Origin of the sequence: Parvivirga hydrogeniphila, from assembly GCF_023371205.1 — a bacterium.
Taxonomy (GTDB): Bacteria; Actinomycetota; Coriobacteriia; order Anaerosomatales; family Anaerosomataceae; genus Parvivirga; species Parvivirga hydrogeniphila.
The window spans coordinates 1-17,845 of the sequence record NZ_JAMCCO010000003.1; the positions used below are offsets into that span (position 1 = coordinate 1).

Annotated in this window: 17 protein-coding genes; 13 read left to right on the forward strand and 4 right to left on the reverse strand. The window is 68.1% G+C overall.

Annotated features, from left to right (window positions below):
- Positions 1-12: 12 nt before the first annotated feature.
- The gene (gene gltX / locus MX659_RS08075; RefSeq protein ID WP_267192979.1) at positions 13-1,479 is read right to left on the reverse strand and encodes a glutamate--tRNA ligase; all 1,467 of its coding nucleotides are present in this window, start codon (positions 1,477-1,479) and stop codon (positions 13-15) included.
- Positions 1,480-1,516: 37 nt separating this feature from the next.
- Positions 1,517-1,948 (reverse strand): phosphate-starvation-inducible PsiE family protein, encoded by a 432-nt coding sequence (locus tag MX659_RS08080; RefSeq protein WP_267192980.1) that lies wholly within the window; start codon positions 1,946-1,948, stop codon positions 1,517-1,519.
- Between the two features lie 335 nt (positions 1,949-2,283).
- Here MX659_RS08080 and metK point away from each other — a divergent pair, with 335 nt between their 5' ends.
- The 6 genes from metK (at position 2,284) to glpX (ending at position 9,669) form a co-directional block, all read left to right on the forward strand.
- On the forward strand, positions 2,284-3,528 hold the full coding sequence (gene metK / locus MX659_RS08085; RefSeq protein WP_267192981.1) for a methionine adenosyltransferase: 1,245 nt from the start codon (positions 2,284-2,286) through the stop codon (positions 3,526-3,528).
- An 81-nt stretch (positions 3,529-3,609) separates the two neighbouring features.
- Complete coding sequence (gene priA / locus MX659_RS08090; RefSeq protein ID WP_267192982.1) at positions 3,610-5,832, forward strand: replication restart helicase PriA; 2,223 nt, start codon at positions 3,610-3,612, stop codon at positions 5,830-5,832.
- A 9-nt stretch (positions 5,833-5,841) separates the two neighbouring features.
- Positions 5,842-6,381: a peptide deformylase gene (gene def, locus MX659_RS08095; RefSeq protein WP_267192983.1), complete on the forward strand. Its 540-nt coding sequence runs from the start codon at positions 5,842-5,844 to the stop codon at positions 6,379-6,381.
- A gap of 12 nt (positions 6,382-6,393) precedes the next feature.
- Complete coding sequence (gene fmt / locus MX659_RS08100) at positions 6,394-7,317, forward strand: methionyl-tRNA formyltransferase (RefSeq protein WP_267192984.1); 924 nt, start codon at positions 6,394-6,396, stop codon at positions 7,315-7,317.
- Positions 7,314-8,669 (forward strand): RsmB/NOP family class I SAM-dependent RNA methyltransferase, encoded by a 1,356-nt coding sequence (locus MX659_RS08105; protein ID WP_267192985.1) that lies wholly within the window; start codon positions 7,314-7,316, stop codon positions 8,667-8,669. Before fmt ends, MX659_RS08105 begins: the two co-directional genes overlap by 4 nt.
- A 34-nt stretch (positions 8,670-8,703) precedes the next feature.
- Positions 8,704-9,669, forward strand: a complete 966-nt coding sequence (gene glpX, locus MX659_RS08110; protein WP_267192986.1) for a class II fructose-bisphosphatase — start codon at positions 8,704-8,706, stop codon at positions 9,667-9,669.
- A gap of 1 nt (position 9,670) precedes the next feature.
- On the opposite strand, the gene MX659_RS08115 is transcribed toward glpX, so the two are convergent.
- Positions 9,671-9,952 carry an FmdB family zinc ribbon protein gene (locus MX659_RS08115; RefSeq protein WP_267192987.1) on the reverse strand — a complete coding sequence of 94 codons (282 nt, stop codon included), beginning with the start codon at positions 9,950-9,952 and terminating at the stop codon, positions 9,671-9,673.
- A 170-nt stretch (positions 9,953-10,122) separates the two neighbouring features.
- On the opposite strand from MX659_RS08115, the gene MX659_RS08120 reads away from it, so the two are divergent.
- The 5 genes from MX659_RS08120 (at position 10,123) to MX659_RS08140 (ending at position 15,404) form a co-directional block, all read left to right on the forward strand.
- Positions 10,123-11,136: a PASTA domain-containing protein gene (locus tag MX659_RS08120; protein WP_267192988.1), complete on the forward strand. Its 1,014-nt coding sequence runs from the start codon at positions 10,123-10,125 to the stop codon at positions 11,134-11,136.
- A complete protein-coding gene (locus MX659_RS08125; protein WP_267192989.1) occupies positions 11,136-12,197 on the forward strand; it encodes a murein hydrolase activator EnvC family protein in 1,062 nt (353 codons plus the stop codon). The genes MX659_RS08120 and MX659_RS08125 overlap by 1 nt, the downstream gene beginning before the upstream one ends.
- Positions 12,198-12,383: 186 nt before the next feature.
- Positions 12,384-12,944 (forward strand): energy-coupled thiamine transporter ThiT, encoded by a 561-nt coding sequence (thiT, locus tag MX659_RS08130; RefSeq protein ID WP_267192990.1) that lies wholly within the window; start codon positions 12,384-12,386, stop codon positions 12,942-12,944.
- Positions 12,941-13,603 (forward strand): thiamine diphosphokinase, encoded by a 663-nt coding sequence (locus tag MX659_RS08135; RefSeq protein WP_267192991.1) that lies wholly within the window; start codon positions 12,941-12,943, stop codon positions 13,601-13,603. The genes thiT and MX659_RS08135 overlap by 4 nt, the downstream gene beginning before the upstream one ends.
- A gap of 85 nt (positions 13,604-13,688) precedes the next feature.
- Positions 13,689-15,404, forward strand: coding sequence for an HD-GYP domain-containing protein (locus tag MX659_RS08140; RefSeq protein ID WP_267192992.1), 1,716 nt, complete (start codon positions 13,689-13,691; stop codon positions 15,402-15,404).
- 43 nt (positions 15,405-15,447) lie between these two features.
- On the opposite strand, the gene rpmB is transcribed toward MX659_RS08140, so the two are convergent.
- Positions 15,448-15,636: a 50S ribosomal protein L28 gene (rpmB, locus tag MX659_RS08145; protein ID WP_267192993.1), complete on the reverse strand. Its 189-nt coding sequence runs from the start codon at positions 15,634-15,636 to the stop codon at positions 15,448-15,450.
- Between the two features lie 211 nt (positions 15,637-15,847).
- Here rpmB and MX659_RS08150 point away from each other — a divergent pair, with 211 nt between their 5' ends.
- Together MX659_RS08150 and MX659_RS08155 are read left to right on the forward strand one after the other, a co-directional pair.
- The gene (locus tag MX659_RS08150; protein ID WP_267192994.1) at positions 15,848-16,201 is read left to right on the forward strand and encodes an Asp23/Gls24 family envelope stress response protein; all 354 of its coding nucleotides are present in this window, start codon (positions 15,848-15,850) and stop codon (positions 16,199-16,201) included.
- A 14-nt stretch (positions 16,202-16,215) separates the two neighbouring features.
- Positions 16,216-17,841, forward strand: coding sequence for a DAK2 domain-containing protein (locus tag MX659_RS08155; protein ID WP_267192995.1), 1,626 nt, complete (start codon positions 16,216-16,218; stop codon positions 17,839-17,841).
- Positions 17,842-17,845 lie beyond the last annotated feature (4 nt).

A 17,845-nucleotide genomic window follows, 5' to 3' on the forward strand; every position in this document is an offset into this window, starting at 1 on the left:
GCCACTGCGCTCTCACTCAGCTGCGTACGCCAGCGCAGCCTGAAGACGCGCGAGGGTGCGCTCTTTGCCGAGCAGCTCCAGGCTCTCGAACAACGGCGGGCTCACCGTGCTGCCCGTGACCGCCACGCGGACGGCCTGGAACACGGCTTTCGGCTTCATGCCGAGGCGCTCTGGAAGCGCGCGCAAAGCGGCCTCGATCGCACCAGCCTCCCATGGAGCGGTCGCTTCAAGGGCCTCCTTTGCGGAGGACAGCGCGGCCGACGCGCCGGGCTTCGCGAGCACTGCGCTTCGCGCAGGTTCGTCTATCGGGACCTCCTCGAACAGGAAGCGCACCATCGGGACGACCTCGTCCAGGCGCTTGATGCGCTCGGAGACGAGCGGGGCCAACGCCAGGAGCCACTCGCGGCGCGCGGACGCATCGCCAGGCGCCATGAGCCCCGCCTGTTCGAGGAGCGGCACCATGCGGTCCACGAACTGCTCCGGCGTCATCTGCCGGATGTAGACGCCGTTCAACCACTCCAGCTTCTCAGCGTCGAAGATCGCCGGGTTGCGCGACACGCGCTCGAGGTTGAAATTAGCGACGAGGGTCTGCTTGTCGATCACGGTCGTCTCGCCGTCGAGCGACCAGCCGAGAAGCGCGAGGTAGTTCAGCAGCGCCTCAGGAAGATAGCCCATGTCGCGGTACGCTTCCACAGACGTCGCGCCGTGGCGCTTGGACAAGCGCTTGCCGTCGGGACCCCAGATCATCGACAGGTGCGCGAACGCAGGCGCCTCGAGGCCCAGCGCCTCGTAGATGAGGATCTGCTTCGGGGTGTTCGAGATGTGGTCGTCTCCGCGGATGACGTGCGTGATGCGCATGGTCGCGTCGTCCACGGCGACAGCGAAGTTGTAGGTCGGCGTCCCGTCCGAGCGCACGACGATGAGGTCGTCGATCGCCGAGATCGGGAAGCGCATCTCGCCCCGAACGAGGTCGCAAAAGACGATGTCGCCCCTGTCCAGCGGGACCTTCAGCCGCCAGGTGTGCGGTTCGCCTGCCTGGATGCGCCGGGCCGCCTCATCTGCGGGCAGGGCACGGCACGTGCGATCGTAACCAGCGAACCCGCCGCGGGCACGTGCCTCCTCGCGCTTGCGTTCCAGCTCATCGGGTGTGCAGAAGCACGGGTAGACGGCGTCTCGCTCTTTGAGCGTCTCGAGCGCCTCGGCGTACAGGTGCGAGCGCTGGGTCTGCCGGTACGGGCCGTACGGTCCGCCGACGTCCGGCCCCTCGTCGTGATCGAGGCCGAGCCACTCCATGGCCCGCAGGATCGCTTGCGTGTTCTCCTCAGTGGATCGTTCCGGGTCCGTGTCCTCGATGCGCAGCACGAACGACCCGCCATGGCGTCGCGCGAAGGCCCAGTTGTACACCGCGGTGCGTGCGCCCCCGATGTGCAGGTGGCCTGTCGGGCTGGGTGCGAAACGGACACGGACTTGCTCAGGCACTGTGATACCTCCGTTGCTGTTCGTCGAGCGCAGAGCGCTACTGCTCGTGGGCCGACCCGATCTCGCACACGCCGGACTTGCGCAGCAAGAACCACGTGGTCCCGATGGCGAGAATCAGGATGCCCAACGAGACGGACTTGAGCAGGACGTAGCTCGCGTCAGAACCGGTCTCGAACACGACGATCTTGCGCACGACGGCGACCAGACCGGCCTCCATCACCGTCGCGATGATGTTCCGCTTCTCGAGGTAGGCGAGCGCGATGCTGAACAGCTCGATGACGACGAAGACGACGAGCACTGAATCGAGGACGCGCAGCACGCTCTCGGGCGTCAGGTACCCCTTTGCAGACACCGCTGCGGCGAGCTCCACGATGAGGTCGACGGCGCCCAGAGCAGCGATGACGACGAGCAGGGCCGCGACGACGAACTCCACGTAGTGAACTGCACGGTCGAGCAGCTTCGTAACCACGAGACCTCCTATCGATGTCTCGGACATGATACCGCACGATGCGCTTCGAGGGCCTGAGCGCAGCCCGCTTCTTGCGAACGCCGTCTCGCGATGCTACCCTCATCACGACTCATCACGAGGCAGCGGGTAACCGCTGCAGAGGGCGTAGGGACCGCACCCGAGGAGGCCCCGGCAACCGGGCTCGAAAACGTGCCACGGTGCCACATTGCGGCAGGCGAGATGCCTGGAAGATGAGGGAATAGCGGAGCAGTGCGCGATGTCCCTTGTCTTGTGCAGGCAAGGGGCTTTTTTCTGCCGCCGACGGCCGGTCTTGCGCCGCGAGAGAAGGAGAGGCCATGCCACGCGAGTATCTCTTCACGTCCGAGTCGGTGACCGAAGGCCACCCCGACAAGATGTGCGATCAGATCTCTGACGCCATCCTCGATGCCATCATCGAGCGCGAGCAGCAGCTCGCCGACGAGGGTTACGTGACGGACAAGGGCTCGGCCGCTTCGCCCGACTACGTCCGGGTCGCATGCGAGACGCTGGTCACCACCGGCCTCGTCGTGGTCGCAGGGGAGATCAGGACGCACGCCTACGTCGACATCCCCACCATCGTCCGCGAGACCGTGAAGGACATCGGCTACACGCGCGCCAAGTACGGCTTCGACTACGACACCTGCGGCGTCGTCACCTCCGTCCATGAGCAGAGCCCCGACATCGCGATCGGCGTGGACGAAGCGTACGAGGCCAAGCACGGCGACAGGGACCCGCTCGACCTCATCGGTGCTGGCGACCAGGGGATGATGTTCGGGTACGCGTGCACTGAGACCTCGCAGCTCATGCCGATGCCGATATACCTCGCGCACCGGCTCGCAGAACGGCTCACCGCCGTCAGGAAGGCCGAGGTCCTGCCGTATCTGAGGCCCGACGGAAAGACGCAGGTGACGGTGCGCTACGTCGACGGCAGGCCGGTCGCCGTCGAGAAGATCCTCATCTCGTCGCAGCACGCTGACGGCGTTGACATCGAGAACCTCATGCGCCCGGATCTCATCGAGCACGTCATCGAGCCGGTCTTCGATCTCGAGGGCATCGAGTGGCGAGACGCGGAGATTTACGTCAATCCGACGGGCAGGTTCGTGATCGGCGGACCCATGGGCGACTCGGGTCTCACTGGGCGCAAGATCATCGTCGACACCTACGGCGGCATGGGTCGCCATGGAGGGGGCGCCTTCTCCGGCAAGGACTGCACCAAGGTCGACCGCTCCGCTGCCTATGCGGCCCGGTGGGTCGCGAAGAACGTGGTTGCCGCGGGGCTCGCGGAGCGCTGCGAGATCCAGATCGCGTACGCCATCGGCGTCGCGCATCCGCTCTCGGTCACCATCGAGACCTTCGGTACCGAGACCATGCCGGTCGAGCGCATCGAGAAGGCCGTTCTCGAGGTCTTCGACCTTCGGCCCGGTGCCATCATCCGGGACCTCGACCTGCGTAGGCCCATCTACCGCAAGACGGCGGCGTACGGTCACTTCGGACGCGACGACGCCGCGTTCACCTGGGAGCGGACCGACCGCGTGGACGACTTGCTGGCTGCAGTCCAATAACAGAGCGTGACGCACCGACGAGCCGCCGGCACCGTGTCGGCGGCTCGTCGTATGCTGTGGGCGAAGCAACGGAGGTGCTGGGTGCTGTTCGCTGCGCAGGTCTTGCTCGACGTGACGCCGCGCTCGCTTGCGCGGCCGCTCGACTATGCCGTGCCGCAGTCGCTTGCCGACAGCGTCGCAATCGGCGCACCCGTTCTCGTGCCGCTCGGCTCCCGTCCGGCGGTCGGCTACGTGGTGTCGGTCGGAGAACCGCAGGTCACCGATGGGTTGAGAGACATCGTGGACGTCCTCGGCGACCCGCTGTTCGATGAGGCGCGCTGGAATCTCGCTTCGTGGATCGCACGCGAGTACGCGTGCAGGCCGATCGACGCGCTCAGGCTCTTCCTGCCTCCCGGGTCGTCCCCGAAAGTCGCGAAGCGCGAGGACGGCTGGCGGCTGAAGCCGCCTCCCACCTCGCCGGCCACGGAACGCCTCGTGGAGCTGCTCGATCCCGGGTACCGACCGCCGGCGGCCGCGCACCGACAGCGCGCCATCGTCGCGGCCCTCGTCAACGGGCCGCTCCGCGTCTCGGAGCTTCGCGCAGCCATCGGCCCGCCCGATGCGGCGCTTGCAGCGCTTCAGAAGAAAGGCGTCGTCGCCATCTTCGAGCAACGCCGGTGGCGGTCTGTGTCCGGGGGGCTCGCTCGTGAGGACCGACGCCACACCTTGACGAAGGCGCAAGCGGAGGCCGTCGAGGCCATCGTCAAAGCTTCACCTGGCTCGGTCGTGCTGCTCGACGGAGTCACGGGGTCAGGGAAGACAGAGGTCTACATGCAGGCCGTCGACGCGGTCCTGAGGCAAGGCCGCCGGGCGATCGTCCTCGTGCCTGAGATATCGCTGACGCCGCAAACGGTCGGGAGGTTCCGCGCGCGGTTCGGTGCACAGCTCGCCGTGCTGCACAGCCGGCTGAGCGACGGCGAGCGGTACGACCAGTGGCAGCTCGCTTCTTCCGGCGAGGCACGTGTGGTCATCGGCGCGCGGTCGGCCCTGTTCGCGCCGGTGCGCGACCTCGGCCTCGTCGTGATCGACGAGGAGCACGAGCCCTCGTACAAGCAGAGCTCGGAACCGCGGTACCACGCTCGCGACGTCGCCCGCGAACTTGTCAGGCGGCAGGGGGCCGTGCTCGTTCTCGGCTCGGCGACACCGTCGCTGGAGAGCCTGCACGCGTCCGAGACGGGGGAAGTCCGAAGGGTCGTGCTGCCCGCCCGTGCGACCGGCGCGCCGATGCCAGCGGTAACTGTCGTCGACATGACGCAGGAGTTCGCAGACGGCAACCGGACGATGTTCTCTCGGCCGCTGGCTGCCGCACTGGACGACGTCATCGCGCGACGGGGCAAGGCCGTTCTGTTCATCAACCGCCGGGGCTTCGCGTCGTTCGTGCTGTGTCGCGAGTGCGGCTTCGTGCCGCACTGCGAATCGTGCTCCGTGTCGCTCACGTACCACGAGGACCGGTCGTCGCTCGTCTGCCACCACTGCGGCCATACCGAGGCCCTCCCGCAGCGCTGCCCACGCTGCGGGAGCCCGTACCTTAGAAGGTTCGGGACCGGTACCCAGCGCGTCGAAGCCGAGATCGTCTCACGGTGGCCGGATGTCCCTGTCGTGAGGATGGATGCAGACACGACCGCCAGGAAAGGCGGGCACGAGCGCGTCTTGGCCGAATTCGAGCAGGCCCCGTTCGGCGTGCTGGTAGGAACGCAGATGATCGCGAAGGGCCTCGACTATCCGGACGTCGAGCTCGTCGGCATCGTGGATGCCGACACCGGTATGCACATGCCGGACTTCCGAGCGACGGAGCGCACCTTCCAGCTCCTGATGCAGGTCTCCGGGCGTGCAGGCCGCGCGGCGCGGCCGGGGCGCGTCGTGGTGCAGACCTACTGGCCGGACCACCCGGCCGTGCGGGCCGTCGTGTCCGGTGACCGCTCCGCGCTCGTGGCCGGGGAGCTCGCCGAGCGGCGCGAGCTCGGCTACCCGCCCTTCGGGCGGCTGGCGCGCGTGCTCGTGGCGTCACCGTCGCGAAGCGCCGCCTTGTCTGCCGCCGACGAGATCGCCTCGCGGCTCGCTGCGAGCGTGCCTGCCGACTGGATGCTTCTCGGTCCGACGGAGCCTGCTATCGGCCGCCTCAAAGGGCTGTACCGGCGTCACATCGTCGTGAAGGCGCCGCCTGGCGTCCCGCTCGGTCCCACGCTCTGGGCCGCGCTGACGGACGGCGCAGCACGCACGGGAGTCCGGCTCGCGATCGACGTCGATCCGTACGAGATGCTGTAAGCGGGTGGTATGATTCTCGCTGCACCGCTCGTCATCATCGTCACCGAAGGGCTTCGCATGCGTATCCTCACCTATCCGGACCCTGGGCTGAAGCAGCGCGCCGTCGAGGTGGATCCTGCCACCGATCCGTCCTTGCGCGACCTCGTCACCCGGATGGCTCGCGCGATGTACGACGCTGAAGGCATCGGCCTTGCGGCCACGCAGGTCGGCGTCCTGAAGCGCGTCATCGTCTACGACCTCGAAGACGGGCTCCACGCCGTGTGCAATCCTCGGATCGTCGACCGCTCCGAGCAGACCGAGGTGGGGGACGAGGGCTGCCTTTCTGTGCCGGGCATCTCCGTGCCGGTCGAGCGCGCAGCCTCCGTGGTCTGCGAAGGCGTATCGCTGGACGGGAAGCGGGTGGTGATCCACGCAGAAGGCCTGCTCGCACGGCTCTTCCAGCACGAGATCGACCACCTCGACGGAGTGGTGATCCTCGACCGTCTGTCACCGGAGGAGCGGAAGGCCGCACTCAGGGCGTACCGTGAGGCGCAGACCCAGACCGTGTGAGGAGGGCAGGCCATGAGGATCGTCTTCATGGGCACGCCCTCGTTCTCAGTACCCGCTTTCAGAGCGCTTGCTGCTCGACACGACGTGGTCGCGGTCGTGACGCGACCGGACGCCGTCGCGGACCGTGGCTCCGCTCCCACGCCATCGCCCGTCAAGTCGGCCGCCCTCGAGCTTGGCGTTCCCGTGCACGAAGCGTTCACCCTGCGCGACCCCTCGCTCGTCGGCGAGCTTCGGCGCACCGCTCCTGAGGCGATCTGCGTCGTGGCGTACGGTGCTCTGCTCCCGCCGGAAGTCCTCGACATACCCGTTCACGGCTGCATCAATGCGCACGCGTCGCTCTTGCCTTCTCATCGCGGCGCAGCCCCGATCGAGCGGGCGATCCTCGCCGGTGATGCCGTCACCGGCGTGAGCATCATGCGGATGGAAGAGGGGCTCGACACCGGTCCCGTGTGCTTGCAGGTCGCCGTCGAAATCGGCTCGATGAACTCTGTCGAGCTGTCGTCTCGCCTCGCGGCCGTATCGGCCGACGCGCTGGTGGCGGCCCTCGACGACATCGCGTGGGGACGTGCGATGTGGGTTCCTCAAGACGACACCCGCGCTAGCTACGCTCACAAGGTCACCCGTGACGACGTTCGGCTCGCGCCCGACCTCGACGTCGCGTCTGCCCTTCGTCGCGTCCGTGCCTCGTCGGGCCGGGCCACCGTTCGCGTCCGCCTTGCCGACGCGACCGACATAGTCGTCATCTCCGCCCAGCGGTCGGAAACCTCGCTCGACGCGGGACGCGCGACGCTGAGCGCGAAAGGGCCGGTGCTCGGTCTTCGAGACGGCGCCTTGCTCGTCACGCGTGTAAGACCGGCCGGCAGGCGGGAGATGAGCGGCGGCGACTTCGCGCGTGGGGCTCGCCTCCCCGCACAGTTCGCCTGGAGCGCGCTGTGACCTCGCCGGCCCGCCGTGCCGCTCTCGACGCGCTCGCGCAGGTCCGCAGGCGTGGGGGGTACGTGGCGCCGCTCGTCGAGCGGGCCGCCGCGAGCCGCTCTCTCAGCCCGTCGGATCACGCGCTCGCTGTTCTGCTGGCGAAGGGCGTCACCCGCACCCGCGGCACGCTCGATGACACCGTCGGCCGGTTCACGCGGCTCGAGAGGCTCGAGCCGCATGTGCTCGACGTCTTGCGGCTCGGCGCGTTCGAGCTGCTGTTCTTGCGGACGGCCCCGCACGCTGCCGTCGACGAAGCGGTCTCTGCCGTGAAGCGCTTCCGACCGCAGGCCGCCTCGCTCGTCAACGCCGTGTTGCGCCGGCTCGCTCAGGAGGCGGACAGCTTCCCGTGGGGGGATCCTGCCACCGACCCTGACGCGCTCGCACGCGCGTCGGGCGCGCCGCGGTGGCTCGTCGACGCTCTCACCGCGGATCTCGGACCGACCGCCGCCCGCGAGACCCTCGCCGCGCTCGGGGCCGAGCCGCCGCTGTACGGCCGCGCGAACGCCCTTGTCGGTGAACCGGCCACGATCCTCGCGGCCTTGACTGCCGAGGGCGTTGCTACGGAGCCGGCACCGCCCGATGGCCTCGCGTTCAGAGCGCTGGACGCTGCTGCGTTCGCCCGGAGCACAGCGCTCGCTCGCGACCACGTCTTCGTGTGCGACGCGGCTGCGCAGTACGCCGCGCTTCAGGCCGCCTCGGACGCCGCGCGCACGATCGTCGAGATCGGCGCCGGCCGCGGAACGAAGACGCTCGTCGTCCTCGGAGCCTTGCGTATGCGCCGCGCATCCGTGCGCGTCGTCGCCGTCGAGCCCAACGCGTGGCGCGCCAGGGTGCTCGAGCAGCGGCTGGCCGCTGCGGGTGTCGAGTCGCTCGCCGTCGTCGTCGCCGACGTCCGAGACGTGCCCTCCGGCGACCTCGTTCCGGAATCAGCGGACGTGGTCTTCGTCGATGCGCCGTGCACCGGTTCGGGAACCCTCCGACGGCACCCTGAGGCCGTCTGGCGGGTCGTGCCGGACGACGTCGGGCGCCTGTCCGCGCTGCAGAGCGAGATGCTCGAAGCCGCGTCCGTGTACGTGCGGGAAGGCGGCCTCTTGGTATACTCTACCTGCAGCGTCTTTACGGCAGAGAACGGCGACGTCGTGCGCGGTTTCCTCGCTTCTCCGGGCGGTTCGAGCTTCTTTGTGGAGCCTTTGGATCCGGTGCCGCCCGATGCGTGGAACCGCTTCGTGACGACAGAGGGGTTCTTCCGTTCGTGGCCGTCGGTGGACGGACCCGATGGGCACTTCGTGGCCCGCTTGCGCAAGTCAGGCTGACCGGCTGCGGCCGGACGAGGAAGGGGAGGACCGGATGCTCACCACGCGTATCGTCGAGATGCTCGAGGTCACTGAGGCGGCGGCGCTTGCCGCGGCCAGGTGGATGGGGAAGGGCGACAAGCACGCCGCCGACCAGGCAGCGGTCGAGGCCATGCGCGCAGCGTTCGACCGCATCCCGATATCTGGCGAGATCGTCATCGGCGAGGGCGAGCGTGACGAAGCGCCCATGCTGTACATCGGCGAACACGTCGGCGCAGGCGGCGAGGAGGTCGACATCGCCGTCGATCCGCTGGAGGGGACGAACCTCACCGCCTACGGCCAGCCGAACTCCCTTGCCGTGCTCGCGTTCGCACCGAAAGGCACGCTCCTGAACGCGCCCGACACCTATATGTGGAAGATCGCGACCGGCCCGGCCGCTGCGGACGTCGTCCACATCGACGCCACTCCCACCGAGAACGTCCGCAACGTCGCCAAGGCGCTCGGCCGCGACGTGGAGGACATCGTCGTGTGCATCCTCGATCGCGACCGTCACGCCGACCTCATCCGGGAGGTCCGCCAGGCGGGCGCGCGGATCCGCCTGATCAGCGACGGCGACGTCTTCGGGGCGGTGGCGACCGCGATCGAGGGCACCGGCATCCACCTGTACATGGGTGCGGGCGGCGCCCCCGAAGGCGTGCTGGCGGCGGCCGCGATGCGCTGCATCGGCGGTTGCTTCATGGGGCGGTTCAATTTCCGCAACGACGAAGAGCGCAAGCGCGCAGAGCAGATGACCAAGTGCGACATCGACGGCGTGCTCACGATGGACTGCCTCGTCAACACCGATGAGGCCGCTTTCATCGCGACGGGGGTGACCGACGGCGAGCTTCTGCGCGGAGTGAAGTTCTTCGGCAAGGGCGCGCGGACGCACTCGATCGCCATGGACAACAAGACCGGCACGGTGCGCTTCATCGAGACGGTGCACCGTACCGGTGGCGAGAGGTTCTGGGTGCGGAGGGACTAGGTCACGCCTCCGCAGCAGGGCACGACGAGCACGCCGCAGAGCCGTTGCCGGCGCACGACGAAGCGCCGCTCGACGATCCGTCGCCGGAGCCGCCCTCTTTCGGCCGCGGCTTGTAGTCCGTGTTGTGGAATCCGCTGCCCTTGAAGACGATGCCCACCGGGGCGAACAGCCGCTTGGTGGCTCCGCCGCACTGCGGGCAGGATTCAGGCGAGGTGTCGCCGAACGGGCGCGTCACCTCGAAGACGGTCTCGCACGCTTCGCACTTGTAGTCGTACTTCGGCATGGCCACCTCCATCCGTTCTCTCGGGCGCCGTGCGGCGCAAGGGCGAAGCATAGCGCGCTACCGACGCCTCCGGCAAGGGCGCCGCGCGCGCACCTGCTATAATGGCGCGCATGAGATCTCGGCCTCCCCGACCGCCGCTCGTACCGCGGTGGGTCGTCATAGGATCGATCGTGCTCGTCTGCGTCACCGTGCTCGCCATCGTGGGCGTGTCGGTTGCCGCTCGGGCCTCCCGCGTCCTCGTGCCCGCTGTCGTCGGCCTGCCGCAGCCCGACGCCATCAACCGCCTCCAGAAGGCCGGCCTCGTCGTGGAAGACGGCGGGACATTGTTCTCGAACGACGTCCCTCGCAATCACGTCATCTCTCAGGAGCCGGCCGCTGGCAGCACCGTCGAGCGCGGAACGAGCGTACGCATCGTCCTGTCGGCAGGAGCAGAGACCTTTGCGATGCCCGACGTGATCGGCCGCTCCGCTGACGAGGCCTCACGCGAGCTCAGCGAGCTGGGTCTGACGGTGTCCACGCAAGTCGTCGAGTCGCAGTTGGCGTCTGGAACGGTCCTGGAGTCCTTCCCGGCGCCGGGCGCAGAGGTGCGCGCCGGCACACCCGTGCGGCTCTCCATCGCCGGCCAGCCCGTGTCGCCCTCGGAGATCGCACAGTACTCGTTCGTGGGAGCGACCGTCTTCCTCGACCCCGTGCCGCGGGGCACGACACCGGACGTGACCTACGAGGTCGCGCGCCGCATCCGCGCGCTCATCGAGGCATCTGGCGGCACCGTCGTGGTCAGCCGATCCCCATCAGCGACGTCGACGGCGCTCGCTGACCGCGTCGCAGCTGCGCGCGCCGCCACCGCGACCGTCGCGGTCGTGCTCGACGTGGCATCGTCGGGACAGAGCGGCCTCGCACTGTCGCTCGATCCTTCGAAGACCGGTCCGTCGGCCACCGTCTCAAGCTCGATAGCGTCGGCCACGGCCCAAGCGCTGTCTGCCGCGGGGCTTGCATCGCGCGACGCAGGACGTTTTCGGGACCCGATCCTCTCGGTGGTCTCGTGCCCGGGGATCCGCGTGTTGCTCGGGAGCCTCGCCGATCCCGCTGACGTGGCCCGGTTCGGCGATCCTGATTGGGCGGACACCGTGGCCCGAGCGGTCTACCGCGGGCTCGGTGTCGGCCTCGGACGGGGGCCGCGCTGATGGGCCTTCGTCGCGTCATCGTCGCGTCTGCGCATCGCCACGACAGGCCCGCGAGCGTACGCTCTGCTGTCGTCGCGGCCGTGGTGTGCGTGGCGCTTCTCTGGGCGTCGCCTGGCTTCGCGGCCAAGTCTCAGGCGGACCAGCTCCGGGCGCAGCTCGCCCAGATCAACCGGGAGGCCAAGCGCGTCGGCGACGCGTACTCCAAGGCATACGGGCAGCTCGAGAAGACCAACTCGGAGCTTGCGAAGACCACCCGCGACCTCAAGAAGACGGAAGCCGAGCTCGCTGCCGCGTCCGGCCGCCTCTCGAAGCATCTGGCTGAACTCTACCGCCAAGGGAACGTGAACTACCTTGAGCTCTTGTTCACCAGCGAGACCCTCGACGACATGCTCATGCGTGTCGAGTACGCGCAGCGCGTCGGCATGCTCGATGCGCAGACGGTCGACAAGACGCGCCGCCTCCGGGACGAGCTCCAGGCGCGTCGCAACCAGGTGGCCGACCTCAAAGCGAAGCGAGCGAAAGACGCTGCTGCGCTCAAGAAGAAGGCCGACGCGCTCGAGAAGAAGCTCAAGTCGCTCCAGAAAGAGTACGAGGCCGTGCAACGCAAGCTCGCACAAGCCTCCGGTGCTGGATCGAGCGGCGGCTCTTCGCGCCGGTACCCGCCAGGACCCAACGGGATGGTCTTCCCCGTGGCAGGGCCGTGCTACTACTCCGATACCTGGGGCGCCCCACGTTCTGGCGGACGTAGGCACAAAGGCACAGACATCATGGCCGCGCGAGGCACGCCGTGCGTGGCGGTGCTCTCCGGCACGGTGCGGGCACGCTACAACTCCCTCGGCGGAAAGACGCTCTGGTTGACCGCCGACAACGGATGGGCGTTCTACTACGCGCACCTCGACAGCTACGTGCGGACCTCCGGCCGCGTGGCCGCTGGCGAAGTCATCGGAAGGGTCGGGAACACCGGCAACGCGCGCGGCGGAGCGCCGCACCTGCACTTCGAGATCCACCCGAACGGCGGTGCTGCCGTCGACCCCTACCCATACCTTCGTCAAATGCAGTAGAATGCATCCGTTCTGAAAACCGTATCGGGAGCTGCGTGTGCGGCTGAGAGGCGGTCTTTTGACCGCGACCGAACGACCGTTCCGGTAATGCGGAGCGGCAAAACGGTGCGGGACCTACGGGTCCCCATCAGTCCCATGCTCCTCCCCGAAGCGCGATGCGTCGCGCTGTCGAGGAAAGGAGACGTCATGACCGCGTCCTCGTCCCGTCTTCGCCTGCTCGTTGAGATCGCGCTCGTGGTCGCGCTCGCGGCGGTGCTGAACGCAATCAAGCTCTGGCGCATGCCCCAGGGCGGCACGTTCTCGCTCGGGATGCTTCCGCTGTTCGTGCTCGCGATACGACGCGGACCGGCGGTCGGCGTCCTTGCGGGCGCTCTGTACGGCGTCGTCGACTTCTTCGTGGACCCGTACCCGCCCGTGCACTGGGTGCAGTTCGCTTTGGACTACCCCGTGGCCTACGCTGGCGTCGGTCTCGCCGGTCTGTTGGCAGGGCCCGTCCGTACCGCCTTCGCAACGGGGACACGGCGGTGGGTGCTCCCGCTGGCGGGCGCGATCCTCATCGGCGCCGCTGCTCGCTACGCGGTGCACGTCGTCTCGGGCGTCGTGTTCTTCGCCCAGTATGCGAAAGGGCCGGTGCTGGTGTACTCCCTGCTGTACAACCTCTACGTGCCGATATCGGCCGCGGCCTGCTTCGCTGCTGCGGTCGTGTTGATGCCGCTTCTCATGTCCGACGAGGCGATGACGTCGTGACTCAAGAGGCGCTCATCGTCGGCGCAGCTCCGCGTCTCGGCTCGATGGAGTTCTATCGAGCCCTCCTCGCTCGCTTCGAACTCGTGATCGCGTGCGACGCCGCAGCAGAGTGGGCGCTCTCGCTGGGTCGGGCCCCGCAGTACGCCATCGGAGACTTCGACTCCGCAGCGCGAGGCGCTGCCGCGCGGCTCGCTGCCGCTGGCGTCGAGGTCCTCGCGTTTCCGTCAGAGAAGGACGAGACGGACCTCGATCTCGCTGCGGCGCACGCTCGTGCGCTCGGCGTCGAGTCGCTCGCCTTCACGGCGGCCTTCAGCGGACGCCTCGACCACACGTTAGCTGCGCTCGGGACGATGCGCCGGCACGCCGCTTGTGGGCCTGTCGCCTTCGAGCCGGACTTCTCGGCGTGGCTGCTCGCACAAGAAGGGCGTGCGGCGCTCACCGTGGACGCGCCTGCGGGCGCTGTGGTGTCCGTCGTTGCCCTGGAGCCCGTGCGCGGACTCTCCGTCAGGAACGCGCGGTTCAGCGCCGACAGCATCGCCGTCGACCTGCTGAGCGGCCGTACGATCAGCAACGAGTCCGTCGGCGAGCCCGTGCGTGTCTCGCTTCAGGAAGGTTCCGCGCTTGTGATGCTCCTGCATTCCCTCCAGAATACGCTGTAGCCGCACGGCGCCCGTGCCGATACCCTGGGACGGTGGTGCATCGATTCGCCACCGTCACGGCATGGATCCGTGCGGGGAGGGATGCTTGGCAGCGTACGCCGTCATAGTCGTCGCGCTCGGCGCGCTTGCCGTCGTGACCGGTTCGCGGGCAGCAGGCGTTGTCGCGCTGGTCGCGTTCTGCGCCTTCGCGTGGATGGCGTCACGCCGGCTTCGCGCTTCTGCGTCGGGCGATTCGCGCGCGCCTGAAGAAGCGCCTGCGCTGGCCATCAAGACCGTCGCACCGGCGCCAGCGATCCGCGTGCCGTCCACCGTCGAGCCGACGCCGCTTGTAAGCGCGCTTCTTGACGCCGCCTCCGATCGCGGGCTCGATGCTGTCGCTGCGCACCTGTGGCTCCTCGACCCGCCGAGCGCCACGCTCCGACCCATCGCCTCCGCTGGAACCATGCGGCCTGCCGAGCGGCCCGTGCCTCTCGAAGACCCGACCCTGGGAGCCGCCGCGCGCGAGTTGCGCGCATCGCTCGGCGAGCTCGCGCGGATCCGGACCCACGAGCGCGACGCCGTGGTGTGGCGCTTCGCGGTCCCCCTGGAACGCGCAGACTCGGCCGGCGGCGTCCTCGCTCTCGACGTCGCGAGCGACGGTGCGCCGTCGTCAGCGGCTCTCCAGGAGGTCGTCACTCCGTTCCTGCCGAACTGCGCAGCAGCGCTGACGGTTCACATCGCGCGAACTGAAGCGCAGGAAGCGGACGCCGTGCTCGCCGTCGCTCGCGAGATGAGCCGGCTGCTGGATCCGGACGACGTCATCACCACCGCGCTCGACAAGGCGATGGCCCTCGTCGGCGCGGCCACTGGCAGCGTGATGCTCTTCGACGAGCGCGACGGCGTCTTGCGGATCGTGCGTGCGGTCGGCCTGCCGACGTCGGCCCTGGACGCCACGCTCCTGCCGGGAGAGGGGATAGCGGGCTGGGTGTACGCGACCCGGCAGCCTCTGCTCGTCGAGGACCTGCCCGAACGGCCCGCGCGAGCGCTCAGGCACGGCGTGCGCTCCGCCGTGAGCGTTCCTCTTGCGGACGGCGACGACGTCGTGGGCGTGCTCAACGTCGGCACGAAGTCATTCCTCGCTCGCCTCACGGAGTCCCATCTCAAGACCGTGGAGATCATCGGGCGCCAGGCGGCCATCGCGCTCAGGAACGCGCAGGTCGCGGAGCGCACCCGCCAGCTGTTCTTCGAGTCGCTCGCTGCCCTCGTGCGTGCACTGGAGACGAAGGACCCGAACGCACAAGGCGGCTCCGAACTCGTTCTCGAATACGCGCTTTCCATCGCACGTGAGATCGGCATGAGCGACAACGAGTCAGACGCGCTCCACGTCGCGGCGCTCCTGCACGACCTGGGCATGCTCGCCACCGGCGCCGATCTGCGCTCGATCGACCGGACGCTCACCACCCTGGAGCGCGGTCTTCTGAAGGCCCACCCTCGTATCGCTGCGGAGATGCTTGCCGATCTGCCTGCGCTGAGCGAGGCAGTGCCGATCATCTACCACCACCACGAGCGGTACGACGGGAGCGGGTACCTCGACGGGATGAAGGGCGAGGAGATCCCGCTCGGCGCACGCGTGCTTGCGGCCGCGGACGCGTTCGTCGCCATGACGTCTGACAGGCCGTACCGCCCTGCGATGAGCGTCGCGCAAGCGCTCGCGGAGATGCGCGACAAGGCAGGGACGCAGTTCGACCCGCAAGTGGTGGAAGCGCTCGAGCGCGTCGTCAGGGGAAACGAAGAGCGCGCCCCCCGTCGGGAAGCGCGCTAGTCGACGCGATCGGATCGACGCGCGGGCGTCGATGCCGTGCGGATCAGCCCCTTTGGACCTTGCCGGCCTTCAAGCACTTCGTGCAGACGTTCGCCTTCTTGGCAACGCCGTCGACCACGATGGTGACCTTCTGGATGTTCGGATACACCACGCGCTTGGTGACGCGGTGCGAGTGGCTGACGTTCCGGCCAGCGGTCGGCTTCTTGCCGCACACGATGCAAACCTGGGACATGGTGTCCAGCCGTCCTTCCGTGCAACTGATGCGCGTCCTCGGACGCGGTCATGGCCAAAGCGGGCATAGGTTACCACTGCAGATGACCGCCATCAAGCACCCGACCACCGGAGAACGTGTCCGCAACGGCGGGGTTCTGTATACTAACCCTGCGACGCGGCCTGTCCGCGTCTGATCGCCCGTCAGGCCGGCCGGACGAGGAGGTATTCCAGTGGCTGCCCCTCACGTGCGCGGAGAAGTCACCATCGCGAACGACGTGCTCGCCGACATCGCGGGGTACGTTGCGCTCGAGTGCTACGGCGTCGTGGGCATGGCGAGCCCCACGCTGCGCGACGGCGTCGCACAGTTGCTGTCCCGCGACAAGCTGCGCAAGGGCGTCGTCATCACGAACGTGGACGACCACAGCGTGAAGGTCGACCTGTACATCGTCGCTGAGCACGGCACCAACCTTGCAGAAGTCTCCAAGAACCTCGTCGATCGCGTACGGTACGCCCTCACGCACGACGCTGACGTCGACGTGGCAGACGTGCACGTGCACGTGCAGGGCATCAAAGTCAGGAAGTGACGGTTCTATCGAACATGACGCAGACTGCTGAAACCCCCCTCGCCGGCGATCTCGTCCGATCTGCGGCAGCCGCCCTCGAAGAGCGCAAAGAGGAGATCAACCGCCTGAATGTGTTCCCGGTGCCGGACGGCGACACCGGCACGAACATGAGCCTCACGATGCAGGCGGTGATCGCCGAGCTCGACGCGCTCCCGCCGTTCCCGTCGCTCGCCGACGTGTGCAAGGCCGTCACGCACGGTTCGCTCATGGGTGCGCGCGGGAACTCGGGCGTCATCTTGAGCCAGATGCTCCGCGGGCTGTGCGAAGTCATCGCCCAGGCCTCCACGATCGACGCGAACCTCGTCGTTTCGGCGCTCAAACGGTCTGTGGAGGTCTCGTTCCAGGCGGTGCGCAAGCCCGTCGAGGGCACGATGCTCACCGTGCTCAAGGACATGCACGACGCTGCCGCCGCTGCGCTCGCCGCCGCAGCAGACATCGACGAGGTGCTGGATGCCGCCGTGCGCGCCGCCTTCGAGTCGGTGCGCAGAGGCCCGGACCTTCTGCCTGTCCTCAAGGAGCACGGCGTCGTTGACGCAGGCGGCTTCGGGCTGGCGATCCTCGCTGAGGGCTTCGTTGCAGCCCTCGAAGGTCACGAGTTCAGCGAGCGGGACATCGCGCTCGCGACTGGCGAGCTCACCGTCACGCCGGTCGACGACTGGGACGACCAGGAGTACCTCTACTGCACGGAGTTCTTGCTCCACGGCGCCGACGCGGACAAAGCATTCCTCGAAGAGTGGGTCTCGAACGTCGGAGGCTCCGAGCTCGTCGTCGGCGACCGCGACACCTACAAGATCCACGTCCACACCGACCGTCCTGGCGACGTGTTGAGCTGGGCGACATCGCTCGGCGAAGTCTCCGAGGTGCACATCAACAACATGCGGCGGCAGACAGCTGAGCGCTCGCAGAAACTCGGCGCAGGAGCCGCGTCGGAACCGTCGTCTCCTTCCAAACCCGTCGGTTTCGTGGCCGTCGCTTCCGGTGACGGCGTCGCAGAGATCCTCCGGTCTCTCGGCGTGGACAGGGTCGTGAACGGCGGCCAGACGATGAACCCCTCCACCGCCGAACTCGTGAACGCTGCCGCAGAGGTGGGTGCCGACGCCGTGATCGTCCTCCCGAACAACAAGAACATCGTCATGGCTGCACAGCAGGCCATCGCGCTGTCAGACAAGCGGATCGCGGTGGTGCCGACGACCTCGGTTCCTGAGTGCTTCGCGGCCCTCCTCGCGTTCGACCCGCACGCCACCCTCGACGAGAACGTAGAGGCCATGTCCGAGGCCGCGAACGCCGTCGTCACTGGCGAGGTCACCACGGCCGTGAAGGACGCCAAGAGCCCGGTCGGCGACATCAAGCAAGGCCAGGTGATCGGCATCGCGGATCACGAGATCGTGGTCGTCGGCGAAGACGTCAAGACGGTGGCGCTCGAGCTCATCAAGAAGCTCTCCGATGGACGGGAGACGCTCACGGTGCTCGCCGGCGAGGACTTCTCAGACGAGGAGCTTGCCGACCTCGTCGACGAGGTGTCCCGAGAGCTCCCGCACCTGGAGGTGGACGCGCATCGAGGAGGACAGCCGCTCTACCCGCTGATCATCGGTCTGGAGTGATCCC